At 70.1% G+C, this 21,009-nt stretch carries 12 protein-coding genes and 1 pseudogene; 7 read left to right on the top strand and 6 right to left on the bottom strand.

What is annotated here, in order from left to right; genetic code table 11:
* Positions 1-2: 2 nt before the first annotated feature.
* From ACFMRZ_RS24125 to ACFMRZ_RS24110, 4 genes and pseudogenes are all read right to left on the bottom strand, one after another.
* Positions 3-1,820: a dynamin family protein gene (locus tag ACFMRZ_RS24125; protein ID WP_400180867.1), complete on the bottom strand. Its 1,818-nt coding sequence runs from the start codon at positions 1,818-1,820 to the stop codon at positions 3-5.
* A gap of 26 nt (positions 1,821-1,846) precedes the next feature.
* On the bottom strand, positions 1,847-4,093 hold the full coding sequence (locus tag ACFMRZ_RS24120) for a beta strand repeat-containing protein (RefSeq protein WP_400183069.1): 2,247 nt from the start codon (positions 4,091-4,093) through the stop codon (positions 1,847-1,849).
* Positions 4,094-4,164: 71 nt separating this feature from the next.
* Complete coding sequence (locus ACFMRZ_RS24115; RefSeq protein WP_400183068.1) at positions 4,165-4,338, bottom strand: hypothetical protein; 174 nt, start codon at positions 4,336-4,338, stop codon at positions 4,165-4,167.
* A gap of 103 nt (positions 4,339-4,441) precedes the next feature.
* A pseudogene (locus tag ACFMRZ_RS24110) lies at positions 4,442-4,588 on the bottom strand (IniB N-terminal domain-containing protein); the annotation flags it as partial.
* 282 nt (positions 4,589-4,870) lie between these two features.
* Here ACFMRZ_RS24110 and ACFMRZ_RS24105 point away from each other — a divergent pair.
* The 6 genes from ACFMRZ_RS24105 (at position 4,871) to ACFMRZ_RS24080 (ending at position 14,888) form a co-directional block, all read left to right on the top strand.
* Complete coding sequence (locus ACFMRZ_RS24105) at positions 4,871-6,547, top strand: Hsp70 family protein (protein WP_400180866.1); 1,677 nt, start codon at positions 4,871-4,873, stop codon at positions 6,545-6,547.
* Between the two features lie 57 nt (positions 6,548-6,604).
* Positions 6,605-9,634 carry a LuxR C-terminal-related transcriptional regulator gene (locus ACFMRZ_RS24100; protein ID WP_400182958.1) on the top strand — a complete coding sequence of 1,010 codons (3,030 nt, stop codon included), beginning with the start codon at positions 6,605-6,607 and terminating at the stop codon, positions 9,632-9,634.
* Between the two features lie 44 nt (positions 9,635-9,678).
* Positions 9,679-10,872 carry a hypothetical protein gene (locus ACFMRZ_RS24095; RefSeq protein WP_400180865.1) on the top strand — a complete coding sequence of 398 codons (1,194 nt, stop codon included), beginning with the start codon at positions 9,679-9,681 and terminating at the stop codon, positions 10,870-10,872.
* A 171-nt stretch (positions 10,873-11,043) separates the two neighbouring features.
* Complete coding sequence (locus tag ACFMRZ_RS24090; protein WP_280365009.1) at positions 11,044-12,411, top strand: S1 family peptidase; 1,368 nt, start codon at positions 11,044-11,046, stop codon at positions 12,409-12,411.
* A gap of 122 nt (positions 12,412-12,533) precedes the next feature.
* Complete coding sequence (locus ACFMRZ_RS24085) at positions 12,534-13,880, top strand: S1 family peptidase (RefSeq protein ID WP_400180864.1); 1,347 nt, start codon at positions 12,534-12,536, stop codon at positions 13,878-13,880.
* Positions 13,881-14,033: 153 nt separating this feature from the next.
* Positions 14,034-14,888, top strand: coding sequence for an NRDE family protein (locus ACFMRZ_RS24080; RefSeq protein ID WP_400180863.1), 855 nt, complete (start codon positions 14,034-14,036; stop codon positions 14,886-14,888).
* A 177-nt stretch (positions 14,889-15,065) separates the two neighbouring features.
* Here ACFMRZ_RS24080 and ACFMRZ_RS24075 read toward each other — a convergent pair whose 3' ends face one another.
* Positions 15,066-15,857: a hypothetical protein gene (locus tag ACFMRZ_RS24075; RefSeq protein WP_400180862.1), complete on the bottom strand. Its 792-nt coding sequence runs from the start codon at positions 15,855-15,857 to the stop codon at positions 15,066-15,068.
* A gap of 260 nt (positions 15,858-16,117) precedes the next feature.
* Positions 16,118-16,906: a hypothetical protein gene (locus ACFMRZ_RS24070; protein WP_400180861.1), complete on the bottom strand. Its 789-nt coding sequence runs from the start codon at positions 16,904-16,906 to the stop codon at positions 16,118-16,120.
* Between the two features lie 473 nt (positions 16,907-17,379).
* Here ACFMRZ_RS24070 and ACFMRZ_RS24065 point away from each other — a divergent pair, with 473 nt between their 5' ends.
* Positions 17,380-20,766, top strand: a complete 3,387-nt coding sequence (locus ACFMRZ_RS24065) for a 4Fe-4S dicluster domain-containing protein (protein WP_400180860.1) — start codon at positions 17,380-17,382, stop codon at positions 20,764-20,766.
* Positions 20,767-21,009 lie beyond the last annotated feature (243 nt).

Here is a 21,009-nt window from a genome sequence, read left to right as displayed (position 1 = left end):
GCCTAACCGGCACCGGCACCGGCGGGCGGCAGCATCGCGTCGGCATACCGGCGCAGTTCGGCGACGACGCGCAATTGCCGTTCCAGCTCGGCACAGCGCTCGGCGCGCCGAGCGGTCTCCACCCCGGCCGCGTCCTGTGCGGCCTGCAACGAATCGGAGAGCGAACGCAGGCTGCGTTCCGCGATGCCGGTGAAGTGGTCGCGCAGCAACCGGTGGATGCGGTGCAGCCGATCGCGGGACTGCTTGCCCGCCTCGAAGGCGACATCGTCGAGGTAGCGGCGCACCGCGGCCTTCGCCTCGGCCCGCCGCCGGGTCTGCCGCTCTCGCTTGTCGTCTCGGAAAGCCTTGCCGCCCAGAAGCATTCCCGCGCCCAGCGACAGCGGATTGACCAGGGCCAGACCGGCGACGGTACCGGCCAGGCCCACCATCACCAGCCCGCCGTAGGAGCCGCGCAGGCCGACGAGCAGCTTGTGCCCGAGGCCCAGTTCCGGCTCCAGATCCGACAACGCCACCCCCGCGCCGGGCTCGCCGGAGCCGGGATCCGGGCGAACGTGCGGCAAGTCGACGCCGCCGAACTCGGCGAAATGCTCGGCGACCCGCTCGGCCAGCAGGACACCGCACCGGTGCGTCCACACCAGGTTGTCGCCGATCGCGGTGTCGACGGTCGTGCTGAGCCATTCCGCCATGCGATCCCAGTGCCGGCTCGGATCGTTCTCGTCGATCCACTCCTCGGCGGTGCGGGCGATGCCGCGCAACCGGCCACGAAGGTCGTGGTCGATCTCGGCGGCCAGGTCGGTAACGCCGTCACCGAGGGTCTGCTGCCAGGTGGCGGTGCGGCGTTGCAGTTCCTCGGCCTGCGCCTTGGCCGCCCGCAGTTCGCGGATGGCGGCCGCGCCCCGCTCCGGATCGCGCAGGGCGACCAGTTCGCTGCCCAGCGCCAGCGCGAGATGCTCTGCGGCAGAGGAGATGTCGAGCGCCACGGCGCGGCCGGTGGCGGTGCGGCCGCGCGTGACCACCGCACGCAGGAAGTCGTACAGCGGGCCGAAGCCCGACTCGCGGCCCAGTTGTTCATCGCGCAGCCGAAGCGCGTGCGTACGCAGCAACGCCGACACCGGCAGCACGGGCAGGTCCAGCCCGTGTCGGCGGAGGTGCGCCTGATCGGCGTGGAGAACCTGCCGCCAGTGCGGATACAGGTCGAGTTTGGTCAGCACCAGCGCCACCGCCGGGCACAGTCGCTGCGCTTGCCGCAGGAACTCCACTTCCGGTTCGGTCAGTTCGGTCGACGCGTCGGACAGCAGCAGCACGGCGTCGGCCGTCGACACCAGTCCGAGGGCGCCGGCCGCGCGGCCGCCGATGGCCGGGGTGTCGATCACCACGATGCCGTCGGCGAGCAGCGGGCTGGGCGCGCGGATCTCCAGCCGGGCGACCGGGCCGTGCGCGGAATGCGGTGTGGGACCGCGGGTCTCGTCGAGCTGCCATGGAATACGCCGCTCGCCGTCCGCGTCGGCCACGACGAGTTCGGCGCCCGGTTGCGGACCGTGCGACAGCAGGACGGGCACGGTGGTGGTCGTGTCGTCGCCCACCGGGCAGAGTTCGGCGTTCAACAGGGCGTTGACGAACCGGCTCTTGCCCTGATTGCCGAGCCCGGCGACCACGATCCGCTGCCGCGGACCGCGCACCCGCTCGGCCAGCGCCCGTAGCCGGTCGACCAGATCGCCGCGACCGGCCACCCGCGCGGCCGCGACGGTTTCGGCCAGCGCCGTGGACAGCGGCAGTCCCGGCGTGGCGGAGGTCGGCTCGGTTGCCACCGCGGTCCTCATTTCCCTTGTCGCTCCGGTCGATCCGATCAGTGCGTCAGCTCGCCGCCGATATCACCGCCGAGGTGCGAATCGGCCGCCGCGGTGGTCTCGCCCGCACCGAACAGACCCGAACCGTGCCCGTCCTCCAGCCCACCACCGATCCCACTCACCCCGATATCACCGAACGAGACCCCCACCCCGTTACCGAACGCCTGCGACACATCCACCCCCGACCAGGTCCCGGCCGCCGACGACCCGCCATCACCCTCCACCCCCAACCCCGCCCAATCCCCGGCCCCGCCCGCAGTCGCCCAGCCGTCCGCCCCTCCCGCAGTCACCCAGCTATCGGGCTCTCCCGCAGCACTCCAGCCGTCGGTCCCTCCCGCTGCGGCCCAGTCCCCGGCACCACCAACAACCCCATCGACTCCGGCACCACCACCGAGCCCACCATCCAATTCGGCCCCGGACGACAACGCCCCCTCCAGCCCGCTGCTCAGTCCACCACCGGACGCAAACGCACCATCGAGCCCCGAGGCCACGCCGGTGCCGCCCGCCAACCCGGCTCCGACCCCCTCGCCCAACCCGAGCTCCAGACCGGTCGCGCCCGCTGCCGCAGCACCAAGCGCACCCGTGAGCCCGGCGCCTACCTCCGTAGCACCCGAAAGGTCCGCGCCCACAGCCGCATTCACCGCGCCACCGAGCCCTGTGGCCGCCCCTGACAAGCTGGAATCCAGAGCGGCGTCCAACCCACCGACGGTCCCGCCCAAGGCGGCAGACACATCCGTGGCACCTCCCAGCCCCGCGTTCAACGCGCCATCCAAACCACTCGCGGCATCTAGCCCACTCGCGGCATCCCCCAAATCGCCGATCGCTTCGGCAGCACCCGCCACGCCCGCATTCGCTACAGCCCCCAGCCCAGCACCGACATCAGCCGCACCCGACAGCCCCGCATCCGCCACAGCACCCAGCCCGGTAAGAAGCCCTCCTGGGCCCGACAATCCCGCACCCACGTTCAACGCGACATCCAAACCACTTGCGGCATCGCCCAGATCACCGATTGCTTCGGCAGCACCCGCCACGCCCACATTCGCTACGGCACCCAAACCGGTACCGACATCAGCCGCACCTGACAGTCCCACACCGGCCACAGCACCCAGATCCGTCGCGCCCCCGACCGCACCCGACAGTCCCGTGTTCGCTACGGCGTCCAGATCGGTGAAAACCTCGGCCACGCCCGACAATCCCGCACCCGCTTCAGCACCGAGATCCGTCCCGTCCGCTACCGCACCCGACAACCCCGCATTCGCTACGGCACCCAGATCGGTGAAAACGCCCGTCGCGCCTGACAATCCCGCAGCCATTTCAGCACTCAGATCCGTTGCGTCCGCTACCGCACCCGACAGCCCTGCGTTCGCTACGGCGTCCAGGTCGGTGAAAGCCTCGATCGCGCCGGACAATTCCGCGCCCGCTTCAGCACCGAGGTTCGTGACCGCCTCTACCGCACCGGACAAGCCCGCGTTGGCTGCGGCGCTCAGGTTCGCGGCGGCCGCTACCGCGCCCGACAATCCCACGTTTGCAGCGGCGCTCAGGTCGGTGATGGCCCCTACCGCGCTGGACAGCCCAGTGTCTGCCGCTGCACTCAGGTCCGTGGCTGCCTCTGCTGTGGCTGACAGGCCCGTGGCGAGGGTAGTGGTCAGGTTGGTGGTGGCGGAGTCGAGGGAGGTGGTGAGGTTTGTGGCTGTGTCGGTGAGATCCGTTATGGCGGTGGACAAGCCGGTGGTTGCTTCGGCGGAGAGGGTGGCTGCGGTGGTGAGGGCTGTGTCGAGGCCGACCGTCGGACCGGTGTTCGTCTGGGTGGCCGCGTCAACGAGGCCCTGCAGGCCCAGGTTCGCGATGGTTTCGGCACCACCGGTCACTGCTGCGCCGAGGCTCGCGGCCGCACCGGCACCGAGTCCGGCGGACAGTTCCGCGCCGAGGTCTGCTGCGGCCTGCAACCCGGTCTGTACGGCGGACTCCGCGGACAGTCCCAGATCGAGGCCGGAGCCGATCGTCACGCCCGTCTCCGTGCCGAGCGCCGCACCGGCACCCAAGGCCGCCTCGGCAGCGGTCACAGCATTAATCGCCCCGCCCACACCAGCATTCACCGCACCACCCAGCCCCGCACCCACCGCACCACCCAGGCTCGCGCCCACAGCACCGCCGAGGCCGAGGCCCGCGTCCACCGCCCCACCGACAGCGGTACCTACCGCGCCACCCAGAACCCCGTCCAACGCGCCATCCACACCAGCACCCATGCCACCCGCACCCGCGCCCAGAGCACCGCCCAAGCCGAGTCCCGCGTCCAATGCCTCACCGACACCAGCATTTACCGCGCCGCCCAAGCCTCCGTGCAACGCGCCATCCGCACCGCCACCCACGGCACCATCCAGGCCCACACCCACAGCACCACCCACGCCCGCGCCACCACCCACACCCACAGCACCGCCCGTGCTCCCTCCACCGCCGAGGCCCCCTGCCACGGCACCGCCTGCACTGGCACCCGCCGTGCCGCCCAGGCCTGCACCTCCCGCGCCGCACGCTCCGGCGGCGACGATGGCGGACAGTTGTGAACCGCCTGTGACCAGGGCTGATTCGGCAACCATGGGGGCTACGGCGGCGATGTCCTCGGGGGTTACTGCTTCCAGGCCGGCTGCGGAGAGGGCTTGGGTGGGGTTGGTGCAGTAGCCGACTGCGGCCTCGTGGTCGCGTAGGAGGCTGAGGATGAATTCGAGAATCGCGTTCGGGCTCATGGCGGGTCGTCTCCAGGATCAGCGGGCCGGTAGCGGCCCGCGGCAGTCGAATTGCTTTTCACGCTAGGAACACCTGCCGTTTGCGCGTAACGGGGCGAAACCCCCTTGTCCACAGTGCCTTCGCGATGGGGGTCGTCGCGGCATTAGGGGAATTTCCCCGTACCTCCTCCAGGTGAAGTAACAACGAACCCCCAGCAACCGACAGACGGAACAGGTCGCGACGACCACGCAACTTTTCGAACACACGTTTCACCTTGCGTTTCGAACGACAGGGGTTATCGAATGACTCAGGGCCTGACGCTCGGCATCACCGTCGGGTCGTCGAACACGGTCGCCGTGACGACCAGGGGTGGCCACGGCACCACCGGCGACTTCGCCGTCCGGATCCGGCCGAGCGCGCCACCGGGCGTTTCCGACGGCTTCCTGGCCCGGGTGGGCGATCCCGTGGACATCCTGACCGGCGACGGCTCGCCGATCGCCGCGGCCGATCTGGTCGCCGGTGTCATCGGCGCGGCGATCGATGACACCGCCCCGGAACGCACCGTCGTGGGCCTGCCGACCTGGTGGAAACCGCACGTCGTGACGGCACAGCGGACCGCGCTGGACGCAGCCGGCCGACACGAGGTGATCCTCGTCCCGGAGGCGGTGGCCGCGGTCCGGCGGCTGGCCGACGAGGGCGATCACGCCGCCGCGAGCCCGGTCGTCGTCTACGACTTGGGCAGTACCGGCCTCACCGTGTCGGTGGTCGGCACCGCGGGCCTGCTCGGCGAGCCGGTGCGCTCCGACGAGGCAGCAGGCAGCGAATTCGATCTACTGGTGTTGCGTTACGTCCTGGCAAACGCCCTGGGAGATTACGACCTCGACCCGTTCGATCCGGTGGTCGAAACGGAATTGTCGGCCCTGCGCCGCCGCTGCCGGAATGCGAAAGAAGAACTGTCAAAAATTACCGCGACGGCGGTCGCTGTTCAGTTCCCGGGGTTGCCCGGCCGCGATATCCGACTGGTCCGCGCCGACGTCGAAGAGTTGTTCCGCGAACCGCTGCGAGACTCCCTGACCCTGGTGCGCGAGGCGATGACCCGAGCGGGCGGCACCGCGAGCCGAATCCTCCTGACCGGGGGCGGAGCAGCGATTCCGCTGCTCACCGAGTTGCTCTCCACCGAATTCGGCCTCCCCGTCAGCGCGGTCGCCGAGCCCGCGCACACCGCCGCGCAGGGGGCGGCGCTGCTGGCGGCGGACCTGCTCGCGGAGTCCGTGCAAACAGATGTCGCGCCGGTGCTTCCGGCCGAGCGCGCCGAACCCGTTCCGGCGCAGGAGAAGTACTCGCCTCCCGAGCCCCGCGCCGTCTCACCACTACCGGAGCTGCCGGTGGATCCCGCGCGCGACGGACGCTTCAGCACCTGGCAGCGCGTGGCCCTGATCGGTGGCGCGGCGGTAGCCGTCGCCGTGCTGGCCACCGGCACATTGACGCTGGGCACCGCCGCGGTCGACTCGTCGCCCGCCACGACATCCAATCCGGGCTCGAGCGCGAAGTCGCAGACGGCTGCGAACCACTCCGGAGTGGCTCCTGCCGCCGAGACCGGAGCGGACCGATCGGCCGTGCCGGTGGCCGCATCCCCTGGCTCCCCAGCCATACCCGGGTCCCCTGGCACACCGGGCTCCCCAGCCACACCCGGCTCCCCAGCCGCGCCCGGGTCCCCAGCCGGGTCTCCAGTCGCACCCGGCTCACCCGCGCCGGCAGCACCCGCCGACCCGGCCGGAAGTCCCGCGGCACCCGCTCCACCCCCGGCTTCCCCTGCGCCACAACCGGCCCCGGGCTCGCCGACGCCTGTGCCCGCTCCGAACCTGCCCCAGCCCGGCGGGCTCGGCAACACGCTGGGCGACACCCTCGATCAAACCGGCGACACCCTCGGCACGGTGTTGGACGCGCCGGGCCGGATAATCGAACGCACAGGTGGTTGAGCTCCGGTGACAAGCAATACAGCTATCGCGCACGAGTCACTCCCCGGCGTGCGAGAGATGTTCCGCGAGTTGGACTCCGCCGGACCGGAGCCGCTGGTCTTCCTGGTCCGTGGCCGCTCCGGCACCGGCAAGTCGACGCTGCTGGCAGCGATCCGCAACCGCCTGCGCGGGCGCGGCATCGTCGCCTGCGACACCGTCTCCGAGGCCACCGGCGGCACCGGCCCCCGTCCGGCCCTGGTGGTCGACGACGCCCACACCCTCGAACCCAGCGAGTTGGTGAAGTTGTGCGCCGCCGTCGAATCCGGTTGCTGCACAATGGTTATCGCCACCCGTCCGCGTCCGCACGACCCGGCGCTCCGCGCGTTCACCGATGCGGTGTCGCGCCGGGGCCGCGTGGTGGACCTACGTCCGCTCGGTGTTTCCGACATCGCCCCGTTCGCAAGGGAATTGGGCATGATGGTGCCCCGGCCGGTGGCCCAGCACATCCACGGCCGGACCGCCGGTATCCACGGCGGCGTGGTGGCGGCGCTGTCGGCGGCTTGCGCCACGCGGCTGGACAGCGGCATCGGCGCGGTCGACGCGGCCGTGACAGCTTGGGCCAGAGCGCTTCTCGACGACACGGACCCGCACCTGCTCGATGCATTCGTCATCGCGGCCACCGGGACCGGTCTCGATCCGGCCGAACTCACCGAGGTGCTGGACATCAGCGACGCCGTCGCCTTGGACCTCATCGATCGAGCCCGTGCCAGCGCACTGGTGACCGACGCCGACCTGCTGCTCGCCCTCGCCATCGCGCCGCTGCGCACGCTGGTGGGCGATCGGCGGTTCCTCATGGTGCAGCGCCGACTGCTACAGGCCCGACTGGAAGCCGGGTTGCTGCGCGACCACACCGCGCTGCTGCTCGCGGAGTCCGGCGTGCGCGATGCCAGATTGGCCGAATTCCTTTGCACCGCCGCGGAAGCCGCGGGGACGGAGACGGTCCGCTATTACGCGGCGGCAGCGGCCAGCGGCACCGGGACCGGTTGGCGACCCGCACCGGCGGTGAAGTTGCGCTGGGCCGAAGCCGCCGCCCGCCTCGGCAATACCGATGTCGCGCTGCGGCTGGCCGAGCCGATGCTGGACCGCTCCGACGGCCCGGCCGCCGAACTCGCCGCGGCCGTCCGCGTCTGCGCCGGGGTATGGACCCGGCGCGGCCTGGCCGACCGCGCCGCAGACCTGTACTCGTGGCTCGGGCCGGAGCGGATCGGCACCGATTGGGCGGTCGGGGCCACCGTGCTGTACCTGGCGGGCGACATCGACTCGGCCGAGGCCATGTCCGCCTCCGCCGCCCTGTGGCCCCCGACCCGCACCACCGCCCGCGCAAGCCTGATCGCCACCGCCCTCGCCCGCACCCTCGGCCTGGAGGACCCCACCGCCGACAGCACGGCCAATGCGAAAGGCCTTCCGCCACAACAGATATCGGCCCGAGCCACCCGTCTGACAACCACGCCCGCCCCCGACCGACCGCAGGAAGGAACACCGGCACGCACCACCAACGCCGTTTCCCTTCCCGGCACCGGTCGACCGCGGGAAGGACTGCCCGCAGCCGCCACCAACAACCAAACCGCCTTCGGCAACAACCAAGCGCCGGAAGGCATATCGGCCCCGGCGACCAACGGCGCGCCCACCACCTGCCAACCGTCCGATGGAGTGTCGGCAGCCTCGGCGAGCGGCACAACCGCACCCGGTCGACCGCCCGAAGGGACACCAACACCCACCACCAACGGTGCACCCACTCCCGGCGGTCCGCGGGAACGAACACCGGCACCCGCCACCAACAACGCACCGGCCCCCGGCCGACCGTGGGAAGGCGCACCGGCATTCGCGATCAGTGGCGCATATGCCCCCGGGCGCACCGCCTCGCTCGGGGCGGCGTCCTCGTTGATTCAGGCGGCGCGTGCGGAACTTTCGGCCGCTGCGGACACCGAGTTGCTGCCGTGTACGGCGGTGTCGATCGCCACGCTGCTGTGCTTGAGCATGGGGGAGCCGCGGCGGGCCGCCGATGCTCTGCACGGGGCCGCGGCCACGACTACGCCGTTGCCGGTGATCACCTCCGATGCCGGGCCGGGTCCCGAGGTGGCGGCCCGTGATCAGCATCTGCTCGTGCTGTCCGCGTGGACGTCGATGCTGGGCGGCGACGAGCAATCGGCCGCGCAACTCGCCGGAGCCCTGGAACTCGACCGGCTGTGCGAGCGTGATCGGCTGCTCGCACACGGCGTTCTGGTCGGGCTGGCCCGCCGCGGCGGCGACCACACCGCACTGACGCTGGCCTGGCAAGCGGCACACCCGCTGTTCGACGACATCGGCGTCGACCTGCTGGCGCTGCTGCCGATCGGCGAGCTGTGGCTGGCCGGGATCCGATTGCAGGACGAGAGCCGGGTGGCGGCGCTGGTCGACGGCGCGGTAAAGCTGTTGCACCGCTTGGGCAATCCGCCCGCCTGGGCCAACGCCTTCCACTGGTACGCGATCCAGGCCGCCATCGCCCGCGAACGCCCCGACGAATTGCTGCCGCACGCACAGCAATTGAAGGCGACGGCCCTGGCCGGCGATCCGCACGCGGCGGCGCTGGCCGACGCGGGCCGCACCTGGGTGCTGACGCTGCGTGGATCGGTGGCGCCGGACGAGGTGGCGGCCGCGGTGCGCCGGCTGGCGGCCATCGGCATGGTCTGGGATGCCGCCCGGCTGGCCAGCGAGGCCGCGCTGGCGGCCGACGATTCGACGATCGCGACGGCCCTGCTGAAACTCGCCCGCACCGTGCGCACCGAGTCCCGCCCGCCGCAATTGCCGATCCGCCCGCCCGAGCCCGCCGCCGAGCCGCGCCCCGAACCGGCGCCGCGCAGTGACGCCATGCTCAGCGAGCGCGAACGCGAGGTCGCCGAACTGGTGCTACTGGGCTTGACGTACCGGGAAATCGGCGCTCGGCTGTACATCTCGGCGAAGACGGTGGAGCATCATGTCGCGCGGATCCGGCGTCGGATCGGAGCCGGGTCCCGATCGGAGTTATTGTCGATGCTCCGCGCCATGGGCCACGGTTCGCTGCTCGTGTGACATCGGTGCGGCACCGACCGGGACACCGAAGCGAGGTAACGAGAATGGCCACAGGGGTGGGCCTGCGCATCGCCGAGGACGAATGCGTTGCCGCTATCGTCGCCGGTGTCGGCGAGGCGGGCGACGACTCGCTCGAACCCCACTACATCGTCCGCGACTCGGTGCTGCACATGTCCGACGACGGCGACGCCGCCCTGGGCGGCGACCCGCCGTCGGGCCATTCCCATTCCATCACCGGGTTTTTCGCGGCCGTGGGCGACCCGGCGGGCATCTCGGTCGACGACGGCGAGGCGTACCGCGCCGACGATCTGGTCGCGACCGCGCTGTTCTGCCTGATCAATCTGGCCGCCGATCATCTGAACGGCCCCGCCGAGTTCTACGCCACCCATCCCGCGGACTGGCCCGCCGAGCAGGTGACCGCGCTGCGCGACGCCCTCGACTATCTCGGCCTGCGGTCGGTGGTCCTGGTGAGCGAGGGCGACCTTCCCGATCCCGGGAAATCCGAGGACGGAACGGTCGACGGCCGCGGCTACGCCCGCGACGCCGCCCGCGCGGCCCTGGCCGCCGTGCTGGCCACCCCGGCGGGCAGCACGCCGCCGGACCCGACGCACTCCGAGAACTCGCTGATCGTCACCGACGTGCTGCCCGCACTGCCGACCGACGACCCGACCATGCAGGCCTATTCGGCCGCCATGCCCGCGGCGTACTCCGCGGCCGCACCGGCGGTCTACCCCGGGGCCGAGCCGCCCGCCGAGACCGTGGCCGAAGCCGAGACAGCGAAACCCGAGACACCGCAACCCCGCTCGCGACGCAGCCGCCGCACCCTCGTCCTGATCGCGGCCGCCGCGGTATTCGGCCTGGTCCTAGGTGGTGTCGCGGCGGGGCTGCTACTACGCGGCGACACCGACACACCCGTTGCGCCACTACCGAACGCGCGCTCGGAACCCGCGCCGACGACCGTCGCCCCGCCGCCGCCACCGGTCTTCGTGGCCCCGCCGCCGAGCATCGTCGAGGAGCCCGCGCCGGAACCCGAGACGTCCGAGCCGCCACCACCGCCGCCGCCCACCTCCGCGACGCCGCCGCCACCGCCGCCCGCGACGACGACCTCACCGTCGCGCCCGACACGGACGACACCGACCACGCCGCGCCGGACGCCGACCACCATCATTCCGTTCATCCCGTACCCGACTTGGCTCCCGACCCCGCAACCACAGCGGCCGTACGCCGGGATTCCGTGATCGTTTCGTAGCGAACTCGGCGCATTTGTGCCCTAAAGTGAAGCGCTGACCCGAGTGCCCGGTTCCACGGACCGGGCGCTCGGTCTGCTACAGGATGAGGGCTGTTGCCGCACAACGGCTTACCGCCCCGCGGATCCACCTGGCACACCCGGTGCCTGACGAAGGGACTTCATGCGCAAGTTGCCGGCGCGACGCGCCACGGTCAAAGCTGCCGCCGCCGCGTTCGCCTCGACCGTCCTCGTTGGACCGTGGTTCGGCGCCTCACCTGCGCTAGCGGACCCGGCACCGGAGGCCGCGCAGCTGACGGCCGACCAGCTCCCGCCCGAGATGGCACAGGCCATCGGCCGCGACCTGAAGATGACGCCCGCCGAATACCTCGACCGCGCCGCCCGCGCCCAGCAGTTGCGCCAGTACGCCCGCGACTTCCGTTCCGAACGCCCCGACGAATTCGCCGGCGCCTGGCTGTCCGCGGACGGCAAACCCGTCGTGGCGGTCACCTCGCTCGATGCCGCACACACCGCGGAGACGGCGGGCTATCAAACCCGGCTCGCGCCGATTTCCGCGGACAACCTGGAGAGTTCGCTGGACCAGCTCGTCGGCTGGATCGGCGGGCTGCCCCGCGACATCGCCGGGGCCATCAACTCGGTCGCCGTCGACTTCCTCAACAGTCAGCTGGTCCTGAGCGTCGCCAACACCCCGGCCGGCCACCTGCTGAACCTCCCGACGCTGATCGCCAACATCAAGGTGGTGCTGTCCCCGAACGGCGGCGGCCCGATCGAGCGGCGGCCGATGGGCGGCGACACCTACATCAGCGCGCCGACCTCGCTCGACGACGCGGCGCTGAAGTCGGTCGACGTGTGCTCGTTCGGCTTCAACAGCGTCGACGCCGCCGGCAACGCGCTGAATATCAGTGCCGGACACTGCGATCCGAATCTCGACAAGGGCGACGGCCAGGCCGACGTATATCTGCCCGACGTCCGCAATATCAAGGCCAGTCCGAAACTCGGCACTTTCGTGCGGGCGCACGTCGGCGGCAACAGCGGCCTGGACTATTCGGTGATCCAGCTCAGCGAGCGTGCGGTGCGCGCGGGCATGGACCAGCCGTCGGTGCGCGGCGCGAACGGCACCACCATCAGTGTCACCGGCACCGCCGACCCGGTGATCGGCGCGCCGATCTGCAAGTCCGGCCAATCCTCCACATTCACCTGTGGTTTCGTGGTCGCCGACCGGGTCGAGACGCAATTGTTCACCACGGAGGGCCAATCCAAGACCGTGCGCGGTTTCGCCAGCTCGGCCTGCACCCTCGGCGGTGACAGCGGCGGCGCCATCGTCACCGGCACGCTGGCGCTCGGCATCACCAGCGGGTCCAATGCGGCCGACGCCCCCGATTGCAACGAGGCCAATATCGGCCTGGCACAGTACGGTGGCACGGCGTCGCTGGGCATTCCGATCCGCGCGATCCTCGCCGATATCGACGCCGAATCCGGTGGTGGGGTCGGCTCGGGAATCGCGGTGCGTACCCGCCAGAACGCCGGGTGAAAGCCGAACCCGGAATGAATTTTTCACGAATCACCGGAGTGCCGTCCGGCATGCCGGTACGTCAGCCGAATCGAACGCCGAGATAAGTAGGCATAACCGTTTTGAACCCATATAGTCGGCACATGCTCCTGCCACGCATCCGTCTTTCGTCGTCCGCCGTGGGGCGTCACCCGCGCGCCCGTCTCCGTAAAGCCGCCGTCGTCGCGTCGGCGGCAGCCCTGGCCCTCGGGCCGGTCGCGGCGACGGTGTCCGCCGAGCCCACTCCGGCGTCGAATCTGCCCGCCGCCCTGGCCGCGGCCGTCTCCCGCGACCTGAAGATCTCCCCCGAGGAGTACCTGCACCGCGCGGAGGTCGCGCAGCAGGTGGGCGCGTTCTCCACCACCGCGCAGCGGCAGTTCCCCCAGGCCTTCGCCGGATCGTGGCTGGACGACGGCGGCCAGCCGGTGGTCGCGCTGGCGCAGGGGCAGGGCGTGGACGAGGCCCGCAAGGCCGCGCAGGACGCCGGCTTCAAGGTCCGCGACGTCGCCAAGAGCGAGTCCGTGCTCCGCAGTGAGAAGAACGCCTTCCAGCAGTGGCTGTCCACCCAGCCGGAGGCGGTGGCGCAGGCGGTGCGTGGCGTGGTCGTCGACACCGTCAACAACAGCATCGCGGTGCGGGTGGACAAGCCCGGCCTGCCGATGCCCGGCTTCGTCGACCCGGCGCGGGTGATCGTCATGGCCGCACCGCCGGTCGGGCCGGAGCAGTCCGAGGTGGCGCAGGCTACGCCGATCGCGGGCGAGCAGGGCCCGGGCGCGTACGCGGCCGGTGACGGCTACGCGTCCGTGGCGGGCAAGATGAAGCTGGTCTGCTCGGCCGGTTTCAACGGCCTGGACCGCAACGACAATGTCGTGAACATCACCGCCGGTCACTGCGACCCGAACATCCCGGCCGCCGGCACCGCCAACGCCCCGGCCATGTTCGAGCTGCTGCCCGGTAACAAGACCGGCGCACAGCTGGGCACCTTCCAGAAGTCGGTGCTGGGCGAGCAGGACTACTCGATCGTCTCGATCAACGACGACGCGCGGGATCGGTTCTCCAACAACCAGGTTCGCGTCCCGGGCCAGGCCCCGATCGCGGTCACCGGCGTGGCGACTCCGGTGGTGGGCGCCCCGGTCTGCAAGTCGGGCTCGCGCACCGGCTTCTCCTGCGGCGTGGTGAACGCGGTCGACCAGACGGTGGATGTCGGCGAGCGCCAGCTCACCCAGGCCTTCTCGGCCAACATCTGCGCGCTGCCGGGTGACAGCGGCGGCCCGATCGTGACGGGCACCCAGGCGCTGGGCATCTCCAGCGCGTCGTCGGTGGCCGACTACCCGATCTGCGAGATCCCGAATTTGATCGGCGCCCTGACCGGCAACGCCCCGCAGCTGTTCGCGCAGCCGGTGAGCGTGGTGCTCTCGGACAACCCGGGTCTGCGGGTACGCACCAGCTAGTCCGCGGCGAGGCGTCGCGAGGACGCCGTCTGTATACCCCGAAAGGGCCGGTGACGGGCAGTCACCGGCCCTTTCGCCGTCCCGCGCCGTGGGCAGCTCACCGGCAGCGCGGGGCCGTATACCGGGCCGTGCGGCGTCGGGCATGCTGGACGCATGTGTCTGGTTCTGTTGGGCTGGCGGGCGCACCCCGAGTACCGGCTGATCGTGGCGGCCAATCGGGATGAGTTCTATACCCGCCCAACCGAATCAATGCGGTGGTGGCCGGAGGTGCCGGGCCTGCTGGCGGGCCGGGACATGGGCGCGGGCAATCCGATTCCCGGCACCTGGCTCGGATTGCTGCCCATCCGCCATCGCTTCGCCACGGTGACGAACGTGCGCGGCCCGAGCGAGGCCCGCCCCGGCGCCCGCTCCCGCGGCGCGCTGCTGATGGACTTCCTGCGCGACGAGCACGGGCCCGAGAAGTTCGTCCGTGGCGTCGCGGCGGCCTCCGACGAGTACAACGGCTTCAATCTGATCGTCTCGGATCTGGACACGCTGTGGTGGCACAGCAATCGCAGCGGGCACGCGCCCCTGGAACTGGCCGCGGGCGTGCACGGCCTGTCCAACGGCGCGCTGCTCGGCACCGCGGAGAACGGTCCCGCCGAGAACGGCGCCGTCGCGATCCGCACCGACAACGGCGCCGCGGCCTGGCCGAAGGTCCGCGACGGACTGCTCGCCCTGCGCTCGGTCATCGAGACGGCTCCGGCCGACGTGGCCGCCTATTTCGACGTGCTGGCCGACCGCACCATCGCCCCCGACGACGAACTACCCCACACCGGCCTCCCCCAGGTCCGCGAACGCGCCGTCTCCGCCCGCTTCGTCGCCGACACCTTGCACGGCACCCGTTGCAGCACAGTCCTGCTCATCCGCGAAGACGGCACCTTCACAGTCGCCGAGAAATCCTTCGGCCGCCTCGGCAGCCCCGAGGACGAGGTGTCGTTCGCAGGCCGCCTGAAACTCCCGTCCTGACCGCCGCCCGGCATCCGTCCGCGGTCGCGCGGGCCGCACTACACCGCTACGGGTTGCACGTCGCCGCTACGGAACTCGACCGCTGCGTTCCGTAGTCGCGTGCAGGGCGAGTTGCGGAGCGGTGGGCACCCGACCCTGCGGAGCGATGGGCACACAGGAGAGGTGACAGCGGGAGGGTTATGGCTTGGCAGGGGCGGGCTGCGGGGGCGCGGGGGCGGGTTGTACCGGGCTGGCGGGAGGCTGGGCGAGGTCGGCCCAGGGGGTGGTGCCGGGCGGTGCCTGCAGGGTGTTCAGCATTTCCACACCGGCGGTGGAGACCGTGGGGCCGCCGCCGATCGCCGCGCCGATGATTCCGACGGCGAGTGCGCCGACGATTCCACCCGCGACGGCACCGATGAGCAGGCCGGGGACGCAGCCCGTGGCGACGTCGACAGCGCATCCGATGGCACCGCCGATCGGGACGCCGAGCACGGTGCCGACCGCGATGCCGAGCACCGTCCCGATGGCCGTGCCGATGCCTCCGCTGAGTGCCAGCTTGGTGGCGAAATCATTGATCGCACGGTCGTTTTCTAGCGGCGAGGCGATCGGTCGCACCGCGGTGAGAGGGTGCTCGCGGTCCACCTCGGCGGGCTGGTCCGGCGTCAGCTCCAGCACGCGGCCGTCTTCCTTGACCACCGACCGGACGGGAACCGGCACCCCGGCCACCCGGAAGTTCAGCGGCATCTCCAGCGCGACCTGGCCGGTCCGGTTCTTCAGTTCGAGGACCTGCCGCCCGTCGGCCGCGGATCGGTCGGCCAGCTCGAACGTGCCGCCCTTCAGTGTGGTGACGATCGTGCGGTCGACCACCCGCGTGGCGTAGTCGATGTATTCGGCGCCGGTGAGCGCGGGTTCGCCGTGAGCGGCACCCGCGGCGACGGTCATCGCACCGATGACCATGGCTCCGGCCGCAGTGGACGCGCGGAATTTCATCAGGTCTTCCAATCCCTCATCAGGTCGCACCGCACACCCACGTCATGCGGCCCGCCCGGCAGGATCGGACCGACGAAGGTGTGCAGAATGCACACGACGAGGCGAGCTTAGTCGACGCACGATCGGAACGAATACCGAACGCAACGGCCGAACGCGCCCATACACCACCGGCCCGCCCGCCCAACGCAAACCAGCCCGCCCCCAACACAAACCGGCCCGCCCCCGGTAGGGAGCGGGCCGGTTTCGTATGAGCCGCGTGGCTACCGCACCGGCGCTTGCTGCTGCACCTGCTGCTGCTTCTGCATGGCGTCGTCGGTCCACTTGGTGGTACCGGCGGGCGCTTGCAGAGTGTTGACCAGGTCGACTCCGGCCGCGACCAGCGTCGGACCACCAACGACGATGGTGCCGAGAATTCCACCGATCGCCGCACCGGTCGGCAGCCCCACGAGGCAGCCGACAACGACTCCGAGCAGACCGAGCGCGCAGCCGACAACCGCACCGATTGCCGTTCCGACAAATCCACCGATCGCCGTGGCGAGACCGAAGTACGTGGAGAAGTCCGTCAGTGCTCGCTGATTCTCAACGGGCGAGGCAATCGGTTTGACGACCGGCTTCACATTCAATGGCTGGTCACTCGGCAGCCCGGCCGGCCGTTCCGGCGTCACCGCCAGTGCCTTGCCGTCGTCCTGCAGCTCCGCCTTGACCGGAATGTGCTGTCCCGTGATCGCGTATTCCAACGGGAAACTCAGGACGGTGTTGCCCTTGTCGTCTTTGACGTTGACCTGAGTCGGCGCCTGCTCCGTCGGTTGGCCCGAGATTTCGGTCGCTGTCGCGTCGCTCGCCGGCGAGGCCTCAGGCTGAACCAGTTCGAAGACGCCCCCATTGCCTAGGCGGGCGACCACTGTCTTGTCTTCCTGGGCCACCGAGTAGCCGATCGTCGAATCGGCGTGCTCGGACGGCGCTGCGGGTTCGGCATGCGCGGTACCCAACCCCACAGTCAGAGCGCCGATAGCCAAGGCGCCCACCGCAGTAGTGCTGCGGAACTTCATTCGGTTATCCAATCCATCATCAGGTGTTGCGCGCGTACCTGTTCCGCGAGAGCCCACGCATCCCTCAAGTCGCCACTCCGTCCGAGCGACCTGCAAGACCCTCCCCGAGCGGTGTGAAGATACGCACAGCAAGCAGGACGAAGCGAGCCTAATTCAATCACTGGCCAGAAGCGAGAACTGTTTCCCGCCAGTGGAACTAAGCGTGTCCTTGGTTATGGACCGGATTTGCCGGGTTTTACCGTGATAGCCGAACCGCGCACACGCGAAACCGCAGCGTAGGAGATCTGCGGGTGAATCCGGTCACACAGGTTATCGGGCCGAAACCCCAGCCAGCTGCGGTGCGCCCCGCCGGAGATCATAGAGTGGACAGGTAAGTTACCGGCGGGTAACTTACTGGAAGTTAGGATGCGTGCAACCGCCGACGGCAACAGCCCTGCCGCCGGATGCTCGTTGAACCGAAGGAAGGTCGCGACGTGAATGCCCTGACAGTGACGCTGGGCGCGATTGGGGTGGCGTTCAGCCTGGTGGCTTGGGCGTCATTCATCGGCGGCGTCGGCACAATGGTCCGCGCCATCATGATCGGACAGCCCGCCCCCGACCGCTGGCGGCCGTTCTTCCCCCGCTTGAAGACGATGATCGTCGAGTTCCTGGCCCATACGCGGATGAACAAGTTCCGCACCGTGGGATGGGCGCACTGGCTGGTGATGATCGGCTTCCTGGCCGGATTCATCCTGTATTTCGAGGCATACGGGCAGACCTTCGAGCCCGAGTTCCACTGGCCGATCTTCGGCGATTGGCACATCTATCACCTCGCCGACGAGTTGCTCGGCATCGCCACCGTGATCGGCATCGTGACGCTGATCGTCATTCGCCAGCTCAACCATCCCCGGGTCCCGCAGCGGTTGTCGCGCTTCAGCGGTTCGCGGTTCGGTCCCGCGTACACGATCGAGCTGATCGTGCTCATCGAGGGTCTCGGCATGGTTCTGGTGAAGGCCGGCAAGATCGCCACCTACGGCCACGCCACCGCGTGGACCGACTTCTTCACCATGCAGGTCGCCAAGCTGCTGCCGTCGAGCGTCGCCATGGTGGCGGTGTTCGCGTTCATCAAGATGGTGTCGGGTAGCACCTTCCTGCTGCTGGTCGGCCGCAACATCAACTGGGGTGTCGCGTGGCACCGGTTCGCGGCCTTCTTCAACATCTACTTCAAGCGCGAGAACGACGGCGGCGTCGCGCTGGGCGCGGCCAAGCCGATGACCTCCGACGGCAAGGCGCTGCTGGACATGGAGGAGATCGACCCCGACAACGACACCCTCGGTGTCGGCCGGGTCGAGGACTTCTCGTGGAAGGGCTGGCTGGACTTCACCACCTGCACCGAGTGCGGTCGCTGCCAGAGCCAGTGCCCCGCGTGGAACACCGGCAAGCCGCTGTCGCCGAAGCTGCTGATCATGTCGCTGCGCGACCACGGCGTCGCGAAGGCGCCGTACCTGCTGGCCGGTGGCCGCAAGGACATGGGCGGCGACGAGGTCGGCCTGGTCGACGCCGAGGGCAAGCCGAACGAGGCCGCGCTGGCGAAGATCTCGGACGCGGCGAAGGCCGAGGCGGAGCGGCCGCTGGTCGGCGGCGAGGACGTCGGCGGCATCATCGACCCCGAGGTGCTGTGGAGCTGCACCACCTGCGGCGCGTGCGTGGAGCAGTGCCCGGTGGACATCGAGCACGTCGACCACATCATCGACATGCGCCGGTACCAGGTGCTGATCGAGTCGGAGTTCCCCTCCGAGCTGGCGGGCCTGTTCAAGAATCTGGAGAACAAGGGCAACCCCTGGGGCCAGAACGCCAAGGACCGGCTGAACTGGATGTCGGAGTTGGACTTCGACATTCCGGTGTTCGGCCAGGACGCCGAGAGCTTCGACGGCTACGAGTACCTGTTCTGGGTCGGCTGCGCCGGCGCCTACGAGGACCGCGCCAAGCGGACCACCAAGGCCGTCGCCGAACTGCTGGCCACCGCGGGCGTGAAGTTCATGGTGCTGGGCGCGGAGGAGACCTGCACCGGCGACTCGGCGCGCCGCGCGGGCAACGAGTTCCTGTTCCAGCAGCTGGCCATGCAGAACATCGAGACGCTGAACTCGGTGTTCGAGGGTGTCGAGGATTCGAAGAAGAAGATCGTCGTCACCTGCGCGCACTGCTTCAACGCGCTCAACAACGAGTACCCGCAGGTGGGCGGCACCTACGAGGTGGTGCACCACACCCAGCTGCTGAACCGCCTGGTGCGTCAGAAGAAGCTGGTGCAGGTGAAGCCGGTGTCGGAGAAGGTCACCTACCACGACCCCTGCTACCTCGGCCGGCACAACAAGATCTACAACGCGCCGCGTGAGTTGATGAGCGCCTCGGGCGCGAAGGTCACCGAGATGCCGCGGCACGGCGAGCGGTCCATGTGCTGTGGCGCCGGCGGCGCCCGGATGTGGATGGAGGAACAGCTCGGCAAGCGCGTGAACCTCGACCGCACCGACGAGGCGCTGGCCGCCCTCGGCGGCGGCAACGAGCCGTCGATGATCGCCACCGGCTGCCCGTTCTGCCGCGTGATGCTCACCGACGGCGTGACCGCGCGCAAGGATTCCGGCGAGGTCGGCCAGGGCGTCGAGGTGGTCGACGTGGCGCAGCTGATGCTGCAGTCGATCGACCGGGTCGAGCCGGGCACGCTGTCGGAGAACCTGAAGGTGATCCAGGAGCCCAAGCGGGCGGAGCCGGAACCGGTTTCGGAGCCCGAGCCGGTGGCCGAGGCGGCCCCCGCGCCCGCCGAGCCCAAGCCCGCTCCCGCGACGGGCAAGGGCCTGGGCATGAAGGGCGGCGGCAAAGCGCCCGGCGGTGGCCTGGGCATGAAGGGTGGCGGCAAAGCGCCCGGCGGTGGCTTGGGTATGAAGGGCGCGGCCAAGGCGCCCGGCGGCAAGGCACCGGCGGCCGCCGAGGAGTCCGGTGAGGCGCCTGCGGCACCGGCCAAGGGGCTCGGCATGAAGGGTGCGGCGAAAGCGCCCGGCGGCAAGGGTCTTTCGATGAAGGGTGCCGCGAAGGCGCCCGGCGCGAAGGCAACCGATGCCGAGCCCGCGGCGGAGTCCGCCACCGAGGCCCCCGCGGCCCCGACCGCCAAGCCGGGCGGTCTGGGCATGAAGGGCGGCGCCAAGGCGCCCGGTGGCAAGGGCCTGGCGATGAAGGGTGCGGGCAAGGCGCCCGGCGCGAAGTCGGCACCCGCGGAATCGGCCGCGGACTCCGCACCGGCGGAAGCTGCTGCCGGGTCGGCTTCGGAGAGCACGACATCCGGTGCCACGGAGTCGGCCGCGGCGGAATCGGGTCCGGTGGAGTCGAAACCGACGGTGGCACCGAAGGGCCTCGCGATGAAGTCCGGCTTCAAGAAGCCCGGAGCCAAAGCGCCCGGCTCGCCCAAGCCCGCCGCCGCCGAACCGGCAGCGCCCGCCGAGTCGGCCGCACCTGCCGAGTCGACTTCGGAGAGCGCCACATCCAGTGCGACGGATTCGGCCGCGGCGGAATCGGGTCCGGTGGAGTCGAAACCGACCGTGGCGCCGAAGGGCCTCGCGATGAAGTCCGGCTTCAAGAAGCCCGGGGTCAAGGCGCCCGGCTCGCCCAAGCCCGCGGCGGCCGAATCGGCGGCAGCGGAACCGGCTGCTACCGAATCGGGTTCGGCGGAAGCGACACGCGAAGCCGTTGCGGAGCCGGTGCAGGCCGACGAGTCTGCTTCGTCCGGGGCGGCGTCGGATGCGGGCAATGGCGATGCGCCCAAGCCTCCGACGGCCAAGCCGGGCGGACTGGGCTTCAAGTCCGGGGCCAAGGCTCCGGGGCGGAAGAGCTGATCCGCTCGTAAGCACACCCGAGGGTGGCGTCGCCGGTATCGGCGACGCCACCCTCGGTCGTTTCCGAGGTCGCTGTGTCGAGCGGTATCGCGGACAACTGTGCAATTGCACAAAGGTCGGTTGATAACAGAGCCGATGATCAGTCGCATTGCCCATTCCGGAATTTCATTCGATGGCTTATGCGGGCAAGTTTGCCGACCAGCAAACAAACCGACCGGACAGAGTTGTGCGGCGATCAGCGAT

This window comes from Nocardia sp. N2S4-5 (assembly GCF_044628355.1).
In the GTDB taxonomy this organism is placed as follows: Bacteria; Actinomycetota; Actinomycetes; order Mycobacteriales; family Mycobacteriaceae; genus Nocardia; species Nocardia wallacei_B.
Note: the sequence above shows the minus strand (reverse complement) of the source record. Positions and strands in the feature narration are given on the sequence as shown.